This is a genomic window from Pirellulales bacterium (assembly GCA_036490175.1).
In the GTDB taxonomy this organism is placed as follows: Bacteria; Planctomycetota; Planctomycetia; order Pirellulales; family JACPPG01; genus JACPPG01.
The window spans coordinates 1-10,062 of record DASXEJ010000087.1 but is presented as its reverse complement, the minus strand read 5'-3'; the positions used below and the strand labels follow the sequence as shown (position 1 = coordinate 10,062).

The 10,062-nt window shown below is 60.6% G+C and carries 4 protein-coding genes; all 4 read left to right on the top strand.

Annotation, left to right across the window (positions count from 1 at the left end; translation table 11 throughout):
* Positions 1-721 (top strand): hypothetical protein (locus tag VGG64_06135; GenBank protein HEY1599161.1); only part of this gene is annotated, 721 nt, incomplete at its 5' end.
* 643 nt (positions 722-1,364) lie between these two features.
* A complete protein-coding gene (locus VGG64_06130) occupies positions 1,365-1,976 on the top strand; it encodes an ECF-type sigma factor (GenBank protein HEY1599160.1) in 612 nt (203 codons plus the stop codon).
* A gap of 113 nt (positions 1,977-2,089) precedes the next feature.
* Positions 2,090-5,239 carry a protein kinase gene (locus tag VGG64_06125; protein HEY1599159.1) on the top strand — a complete coding sequence of 1,050 codons (3,150 nt, stop codon included), beginning with the start codon at positions 2,090-2,092 and terminating at the stop codon, positions 5,237-5,239.
* A 245-nt stretch (positions 5,240-5,484) separates the two neighbouring features.
* Positions 5,485-10,062 (top strand): hypothetical protein (locus VGG64_06120; protein ID HEY1599158.1); only part of this gene is annotated, 4,578 nt, incomplete at its 3' end.

Here is a 10,062-nt window from a genome sequence, read left to right as displayed (position 1 = left end):
CACCTACACGATCACCGAGACCCAGCCGAGCGCTTACAGCGACGGCAAGGACACCCTGGGCAATAAGGGGGGCACGGCATCGAACGACAAGTTCAGCGGCATCAACCTGACGGCGGGAGCTGCCGCCACCGGCTACAACTTCGGCGAGCAGCAAACCGTCGGCGCGGCCGCCACCGGCAATCAGACGCAGACCGCCGCCTGGTGGAACGCCAGCAGTGGCCAAGCCCTACTCAAGGCGCTCAACGGCAGCCAGAACTCCAAGGCGTTAGGGAATTGGCTAGCCACGGACTTCAGCAATCTGTTTGGCGCAAGCGCCGGCAGCACGAACAACCTGTCAGGCAAGACGAACGCGCAAGTCGCGACGTACTACCAGTCGCTCTACAAAAACGCCGCCAGAAAGCCGGAGGCCGACGCACTGGCTTTGGCCCTGAATATTTATGTGACCAATTCCAGCCTGGCGGGCAGCACGGCGACTTCTTACGGCTTTGCCGTTTCGAGTACTGGTCTGGGGAGCGCTACCGCGAACGTCGGCGCAAACGGCGCCGCTTTCGGCTTGAGCGACAACACCGTGATGACGGTCGCGGAACTGTTATCGCGAGCCAACGCGAACGCCCGCAAGGGGCTCCTCTGGGATGCCAACGGCGACGGCACTCTGAACCCCGCCGAAACCATCGTGCGCAACCAGGTCTATTCTCTCTTTGACACGATCAATAACAGTTGACATCGGGTAGCTCAATTCACAGGTTCGAAACTCGGCGACGCGATACGATGTGGTCGTTTTTCGCTGGTGTCGCAAATCGGTCGAGTTCTTGTGATGGTTGGTCGGGTTGTCGGCAGAATTCCAAGTGTAGGCGGTTCCGCTTCATCCGGCTCAGCTGGCTCACTTCTCTGCGCGACGGACTGGCCCCGGCGGAAAAAAGGAGGAGGGTCAGTAAGGTGAACCTAGGCCCGACGATTATTTTTTTCCGCGCGTAAATAGATATATTGTCACAAAAATGAGCCAAGTGAGCCGTTTGGAGAAGAACCGCCGAGAAAACTGGCCTTTTTTTACTGGCTCACGGGCGGTTCATTGTTAGCTCATTTGGCTCACTTCGCTGGCCAAACCGGTAGCAACATGCCGCTTAGGTCAACTGAGTCGACGTGGATAACTCCAACGGGAGCAAGGTCTGCTTGAGGCAGCACAGCAAAGCAGGCCGTGGGAGCGATCTGCGGGTCCGATATTCGTTCACCGGAAAGCTAGTTCAGCGGCAAACGGAACGCCGCCGGCGCGTACAAGGGGTGCCGGAGCAAATGGTCCACGTTCAACTGTCCGAAGAAACGCTTGGGATTCCTTAACTTTCGCGACTGCCGGTGCGATTAATCATTTGGAAATCGTCGAATTGCGACGATATCATGGCCAAGTGATGACTAACATCACGCACATCTTATCCGCCGCCGAACAAGGCGACCCGCATGCTACAGAGGAGCTTCTACCTCTGGTCTATGCCGAGCTTCGGCAACTGGCCGCGCAAAGGCTGGCAGCTGAAAAGCCAGGCCAGACATTGGATGCCACCGGATTGGTGCATGAGGCCTACTTGCGACTTGTGCCGAGCGGACCGGCCGCTGCGGACCAGAAACAGCACTGGGATGGCCGTGGTCACTTTTTCGCTGCGGCCGCCGAGGCAATGAGGCGCATTCTTGTTGATTCAGCCCGGCGTAAGCAGGCGGCAAAGCGTAGCCACCACCGACAAACGATGGTGTCCGTTGATAACCTTGCCGCCCCTCAAGATTCTTTCGACCTACTGGAACTAAACGACGCCCTGGAGCGGCTCTTTGCCGCAGATGCCAAGGTTGCGGAACTTGTCAGGCTCCGTTTTTTTGGCGGACTGACCATACGCGAGGCAGCGCAGTGCCTCGGCGTCTCCCCCAGAACTGCGGACCACTACTGGGCCTACGCCAAGGCCTGGCTTCTTCGCGAGATCCAGGGCGACGGTTGATTCCCTGCGCATTTCACCACGTGCGACATTTTTGCGCGAAAATTGCGCGAATCGGCATTCTTTTACGCATTGTACCTGCGAGCGGACTTGCCCGACGGTCCGCGGAGATTCCAATGAACGAACGCGAAATATTCATCCAGGCCCTGCAAATCGACGAGCCGCTGCTCCGGTCCAGTCGCGTCAGGGAATTGTGCGCCGGCAACGAATCACTAAGGGCTCGTGTCGAGAGCTTATTAGAGGCGCACGGCAACGCCGTAGGCTTCCTCGAGTCACCGGCGTGCGGGGTCGCCACCATCGAACGGCAGATTTTCGAGCAACCAGGGACCCAAATCGGCCCTTACAAACTCCTGGAACAGATCGGCGAAGGGGGAATGGGCGCCGTCTACATGGCCGATCAACAGACGCCAGTCCGTCGGCGTGTCGCCCTGAAGATCATTAAGCCGGGCATGGACACACGGCAGGTTATTGCCCGCTTTGAGGCCGAGCGGCAGGCGTTGGCATTGATGGACCATCCAAACATTGCCCATGTGCTCGATGCGGGAGCGACTGATACGGGCCGGCCGTACTTTGTCATGGAATTGGTCCGCGGCGTCCCGATCACGGAATACTGCGACGAGGTAAACCTCTCCGTAGCGGAACGGTTGGAAATGTTCGTGCAGGTTTGCCAGGCCGTACAACATGCCCATCAGAAGGGGATCATCCATCGCGACATCAAGCCTTCGAACGTGCTAGTGACGCTGCTCGACGGCCGGGCCGTCCCCAAGGTGATCGACTTCGGCGTGGCCAAGGCCGTGAATCAACAGCTGACCGAGAAGACGCTATTTACGAGCTTCTCGCAGCTCATCGGCACGCCGCTCTACATGAGTCCGGAGCAGGCCGAGATGCCGGGCCTCGACGTGGACACGCGAAGCGACATCTATTCGTTGGGTGTGCTGCTGTTTGAACTGCTCACCGGCGCCACGCCCTTTGATAAAACACGAGTGCGTGAAGCTACCTATGACGAGTTGCGGCGGATCATTCGCGAAGAGGAACCGCGCCGGCCAAGCGCCTTCGTCGAAACGCTGGGCCATACGCGCACCATTGCGGCGTCGCGCCGGCGCGTTCATCCGGAACGATTGGCACAGGTACTATGCGGCGACCTGGATTGGATCGTGATGAAAGCGCTGGAGAAGAACCGGAGACGTCGTTATGCGACCGCCAGTGGCCTGGCTCGTGATATCGAGCGTTACCTGCGCGACGAGCCGATCGAGGCGCGACCGCCATCAGCGATTTATCGATTTCAGAAGTTCGCCCGCCGCAATCGTGCTGCGATTACCACCGTGGCGCTGGTTTGTGCGGCATTGATTTGCGGAACGATCGTCAGCACTTGGCAGGCGGTCCGTGCCACTCACGCCGAGAGGCTGGCCGAGGCGCGCCTGACAGCCGAGACCGCCGCTCGCGGTGACGCCGAGAATGCCCGGGCCGCAGAATCGCAACAGCGCGCCATCGCCGAAATGGAGCGCAACGAGGCCGAAAGCCAACGCGCCCGTGCCGAAGTCAGCTTTCAAGCAGCGCGGCAGGTTGTCGACGAGCGGTTCGACGCCGTGCACGATGACGAGCTGCTATCGATCCCCGCCTTGCAGCCGCTGCGCAAAGAGCAATTAGCCTCGACGCTGGGATATTACCGACAGTTTATTGCGCTATATCGAGACGATCCGACAGTCAAATCGCAACTGGCCGCAACCTATCGCCGCATGGGAGGGATCGCCCGAGCAACTGGCGATGATCCACAGTCCATTCTTGCTCTGCAAGAGGCCGTTCAGCGTTATGAGGATCTTCTTCGCAGCGATCCTATGCCGCACGCGATTCGCTCCGATCTCGCCGGCACACTGTACGAGCTGGGGCTAGTGCAGAACGAGATGTCACAGCCGAGCGATGCCGCAGCATCATTTCAGCGCGCTCTCGACGTGTTGGCAGAGCTCGAGCTGGACGCGCCGGCAGATGACGAGCAGCGCAGGATGAAAGCGCGCGTCTGCGCCAACCTAGGCGTTGCCTTGAACGTTATTGGCCGATCGGCGCAAGGCGAGAAGACGTTGCGGCAGGCATTGGCCGCTTACGAAATACTAGGTGACGACGAGCGCGACCTGACACAATCGCGACTCTTCCGTTCTGACGTTGCCCGCGCGCACTATCAACTCGGCGTGTCTCTACGTGCTCGCGGCCGCGGAACCGACGCCGAAGCGTCCTTTCGGGACGCCATTGCAACCTACGAAAGCCTGGTCGCCGACGCGCCCGCCGTGCCGACATATCGCGGCAATCTGGCGCGTGCCTGTCACGAGCTCGGATCGCTGTATCGGATCAACGGCCGGCTGGCCGAAGCCGAGGCCTTGCACCGCCGCGCGCTCGCACTTTACGAACGCGCCGCAAGCGAGAATCCCACGGTCGCCGAGTATCACATGGGACTGGGTTGGGCGCATTACAAGCTCGGTTGTCACCAGTTCGCGATGCAAGATCGCGGACAGGCCGAACAGAACTGGACGATCGCTCAACAGCAGTTCGCCGCCGCGGTCGATCTGGGCTTCAATCCCACAGGTGCGTACAAAGCCCTCGGAGACGTTCGTGCCATGCTCGGTCGATGGCAAGAAGCCGCCGATTCGTACGCGCGCGTCGCTGAAGCGTATCAGTTTGCGGCGCTTCCCACATTGCAATGGGCGCTGTTGCAGTTGGCCGCGGGAGACCAAGCTGGCTACCGCGCCGCCTGCGATCGTGTCGTCAGCGACGTTGCCGCGACGGCCGAGGGAAATCTGGCCCTGTTGATCGTGATGACGTGCATCGCGGGCGATGCGGCCGTGAGCAACCCCTCCGCAGTGGTCGAGCTCGCGCAACACCTCGTTGCGCACGACCCACGCAATCCGGTCGGACAGGTCTTCCTCGCCGCAGCGCAATTTCGGGCGGGCGAAACAGTGCAAGCCGTCGCGGCCTTGCGTGCGGCGCTGCCAAGACTTGCGCTGGCCGAGCTCGCCGCGCCGACCAAGCGCGACTACGTGCGTTTAGCCCGCCTGGCAGGCGAGACGATCCTCGCGCTGGCTTATGAGAAGCTCGACGATCGCGAGTCGTTGATCCAACAGCTCGTTCAGTGGCGCGCCGCGGTCGATGCCGTCGCGGCTCGGCCACCGCAATACAGCGACCGGACAAATGAATGGACGCTACCGCTGGCGATTCACATTGCCCGGAGCGAGTGCGGACGCCTCGAATCGCCAGTCGATTCATCTGAAGCCAAATAACAAGTCAAGGAGCGACACATCGTAAATCATCGCATAGCGTGCGCCGTTTTTGAAGGCGGACCTATGCACTGCGAACAACATGGGGACTCTGGCTGCACCGCTGGCGGCGCGCCGCCTTAACCGAGAAGAGTCGCGTCATTAAGTCGGCTGATTGCGCTGCCTGTGGAGCCTCGGAATCCTTAGTCGGTAAATCGTTCGTAAATCGTCGCTCCGAACTCAGGCGAGCAACAAGCGGAGAGTCTGTTATGCGAAGCAAATGGCGGTCCCAGTCGCGACCTGGTGTTCAGTCGAAACGCGCTGGCGACAAGCAGAAGGCGAAGCTTTGCCGGCGGTATTTTCGGTCGGCGCTTGCGGTCGAACGCCTTGAGCAAAGGTTCCTGCTTTCCGCGGTCGTTGAACTTAATGCTCCCAGTACGAACTACGCGACCAGCTGGACAAATTCCGGCGCGGTGGCGATCACGGGCGTGAAGCCCACACTCGAGTCGGGCTTGAATAACCCGCGCAGCATCGCCGTGTCGGCTGGGGATCTGTGGGTTGCGAACCAGCGCAGCAATACGATTGGTGAATACAACGCTTCCACAGGCGCGGCGATCAACGCCTCGCTCGTCTCGGGGTTGAATTTCCCGACGGGCATCGCTGTGTCGGGCGGAGATCTGTGGGTTGCGAACGGCTTGAACGGCTCCATTGGCGAGTACAACGCCACCAGCGGGACCGTGGTGAACGCCGCGCTCATCACCGGTTTAAATGGGTTGAATGGACCGTTTGCGATCGCCGTGTCGGGAGGAGATCTGTGGGTCTCAAGCGATGGTGCCGGCACCATTGGTGAATATAACGCCACCACGGGGGCAGTAATCAATGCCTCGCTCGTCTCCGGGTTGACCAATCCGATTGGCATCGCCGTGTCGGGAGGGAATCTGTGGGTGGCGAACGCGGGTAGTAATACGATTGGCCAGTACAACGCCACCACGGGCGCGGCGATCAATACCTCGCTTGTTTCAGGTTTGCATTCCCCGTCGGGCATCGCCTTATCCGGAGGGAATCTATGGGTCGGAAACAGTAGCAACGGCACCCTTGGCGAGTACAACGCTACGACTGGAGCAGTGGTCAACGCGGCACTCCTCTCAGGATTCAGTCAGCCCGATGGCCTCGCAGTGTCGGGAGCGAATCTGTGGGTTGCGGACAATTCGAGCGGCACGATTGGCTTGTACAACGCCACGACCGGGGCGCCGCTGGTCGCCAACGTCTCGATTACCGATAGTCAAAGTACCACTCTCAATTCGCTGACGGTCACGATCGCCAGCCCGCACGCGGGCGACACGCTCACGGCCACGGCCAGCGGCGGCATCACGGTCACACCCTACAATCCCACGACAGGCGTCTTGTCGTTGAACGGCACCGCCAGTCTGGCCGCCTACCAGACAGTGCTCGCCAGCGTGCAGTACAACAACACTAGTGGCGGCCCGGGAGTCGCCAGCGAAACCATCGACGTCGTGGCCAACGATGGGATTAGCAATAGCAGCACGGCCGAGAGCACGATCACGATCAGCGCACCGCCGATCGTAGAGCTCGATGCGCCCAGTACGAACTTCGCGACCAGTTGGACGAATTCAGGCGCGGTGCCGATCAGCGTGAATGGTTCTCCCACGCTCGTCTCAGGGTTGAGTAACCCGTACGGCATCGCCGTGTCGGGAGGTACTCTATGGATTGCAAACTACAGCAGCGGCACGATTGGTGAATACAACGCCACCACCGGGGCGGCGGTGAACGCCGCGCTCATCTCAGGGTTGAGTGCCCCGGCCGCCATCGTGGTCTCGGGAGCGAATCTGTGGGTGACGAGCGACGGCGGCGGCACGATTGGTGAATACAACGCCACCACGGGGGCGGCGGTCAACGCCACGCTCGTCTCAGGGTTGAATGGCCCCTATGGCATCGCCCTGTCGGGAGGGAATCTGTGGGTCACGAACTATTACAGCGGCACGATTGGTGAATACAACGCCACCACGGGGGCCGTGGTCAATGCCGCGCTCGTCTCGGGCTTGAGTGGTCCCTTTGGCATCGCCGTATCGGGAGGGAATCTGTGGGTGGCGGACAATTCAACCAACAAGATCGGTGAGTACAACGCCACCACGGGGGCGGCCGTAAACGCCTCGCTCGTCTCGGGTTTGCGGGGGCCATGCGGCATCGCACTGTCAGGAGCAAATCTGTGGGTGACGAACCAAGGCGGCGGTACGATTGGCGAATACAATGCCACCACGGGAGCGGTGGTCAACGCCGCGCTCATCTCAGGCCTCGATGAGCCCTATGGCATCGCGGTGTCGGGCACAAATCTGTGGGCCGCGAACTATACCTTCGGCACGATTGGCCAGTACAACGCTACCACCGGCGCACCGTTCACGACGCCTTCGATTATCGATGGCCAAGCCTCCACGCTCAGTTCGCTGACGGTCACGCTCGCCAGCCCGCAGCCGGGCGACATACTCACGGCCGTGGCTTTGTCCGGTGTGACGATCATCCCCTACAATCCCAGCACTGGCGTCTTGCGGTTCATCGGCAACGTTAATCTTGCCGCCTATCAGACGATGCTCGCCAGCGTGCAATACGACAATACCGGGGGTGGACCGGATGTCGCGAGCGAGACAATCGACGTCGTGGCCAACGACGGGATCAGTAACAGTAACACCGCTATCAGCACGATCACGATCAACGTCCCGCCGGTTGTCGAGCTGGACGCGCCCAGTGCGAACTACTCGACCAGTTGGACGAATTCCGGCCCGGTCGGGATCACTGTTGGCGCGACGTCGACGCTCATCTCGGGGTTGGCCGCACCGGTTGGCATCGCGGTGTTGGGTGGGAATCTGTATGTCTTGAACGCCGACAGCGGCACGATTGGTGAATACAACGCCACCACCGGGGATGTGGTCAACGCTGCGCTCGTGTCAGGGTTAGTTCATGCGGGTGGCATGGCGGTTTCGAACGGGAATCTGTATGTCACAGATACCACCAGCAACGGCACCACCGGTGTGGTGAGCGAATACAACGCCACCACGGGGGCGGTTGTGAACGCTTCGCTCGTTTCGGGATTGAGCAGTTTACTGGCTGGCATTGCCGTATCGGGAGGAAACCTGTGGGTCACGACACCTGGTTTATTTGGTCCCGGCAGCCTCGGCGAATACAACGCCACCACGGGGGCGGTCGTGAATGCTGATCTCATCCCGGGATTGAGCGAGCCGGCTGGCGTCGTCGTGTCGGGCGCGAATCTGTGGGTCACGGACGGTGGTAACGGAACGATTGGTGAATACAACGCCACCACGGGCGCGGCGGTGAACGCCTCGCTTGTCTCAGGGCTCGATACGCCGTATGGCATCGCGATGTCAGGAGGTAATCTGTGGGTGACGGACGTTACTGACGGCACGATTCGACACTACGACGCCACCACGGGCGCGCAGAACACCGGGTTTCTCGTCTCTGGCTTGAATTCCCCAATTGGCATCGCCATGTCCGGAGCGAATCTATGGGTCGCAAACAATGGCAGCGGGACGATCGGCGAATACAACGCCACCACGGGGGCGCCGGCTGCTGACGCCGTCGTGATTACCGACGGCCAAAGCGCCATGCTCAATTCAATGACGGTTACGATCGAGAGCCCGCAGCCGGGAGACGTGCTCACGGCCACTGCCAGCGGCGGCATCACGGTCACGCCCTACAATCCCACGACCGGGGTTTTGCAGCTGAGCGGCGCTGCCAACCTAGCCGCTTACCAGACCGTGCTCGGCAGCGTGCAGTACAACAACACCAACCAAGGGCCTGGCGTCGCGAGCGAAACCATCGACGTCGTGGCCAACGATGGGATTAGCAATAGCAACACCGCTCAGTCCACAATCCGCTTCACTGTCCCCAAGATCGTCGGCGTGCAAGTCGATGGTTCAGCGTGGTCCTCGACCTATCTGGCTGCCCTGCACGCTGCCGGCGATGGTAATGGCACGGGCTACTCGATACCCGTCGGTTCGACGGCCCAATCGGCGCCCTTGCCTTGGACCAACGTCAATCAGATCCAGATTTCCTTTAACGAAGAGGTGAACATTCAGCAGTCGAGTCTGACGCTTTCCGGCGTCAACCAGGCAAGCTATGCGTTCAGCGGTTTTACTTACAACACGGCAACGCGCACCGCCACATGGACGCTGTCCGGCCCAATCAACAACGACAAGCTATCGCTCGACCTACATTCCACGGGCCCATTTGCCGTCACTGACTCGGCAGGAAAACCGCTCGACGGCGAGTGGACCAACGGCACCAGCACCTACCCCTCGGGCAATGGAGTGGTAGGGGGCGATTTCAACTTCGGCCTCAACGTACTGTCGGCTGACGCAAGTCAGGATGGAGTCGTCAACGGACTGGATATCAACCTTCTCGCAGGCCATTGGCTGCAATCGGGAGGAGTGTCTGGCGATCTGAACGGGGACGATGTCGTCAACGGCCTTGATCTAAACGCTATTGCCTCGCATTGGCTGGCCACGCTGCCGGCGGGGGGTGCTGGCGGCGGTTCCGCGGTTGCTCCGATTGTCGGCAGCCCGGCCGCGGTCGCTAGCGAGGCGAGTTGCGCCAATATGTCGTCACTGCTTGGGTTGGCATCCGTCTCGAGTGATGCAGTGTCGGCAGGTCTCGCTGCGAGAGTGAACAGCACTTTTGAATTCTCGGCACACTTGCTCGGTCTGCCGGCGCCGTCATTTGCAAATACGCCAGCACTGGATCGCGTCGCGGCGTTCATGGGCCGACCGGATGTGACGAAGATCGCGGCGACAATCGACCACTTGTTGTCGGAAGGT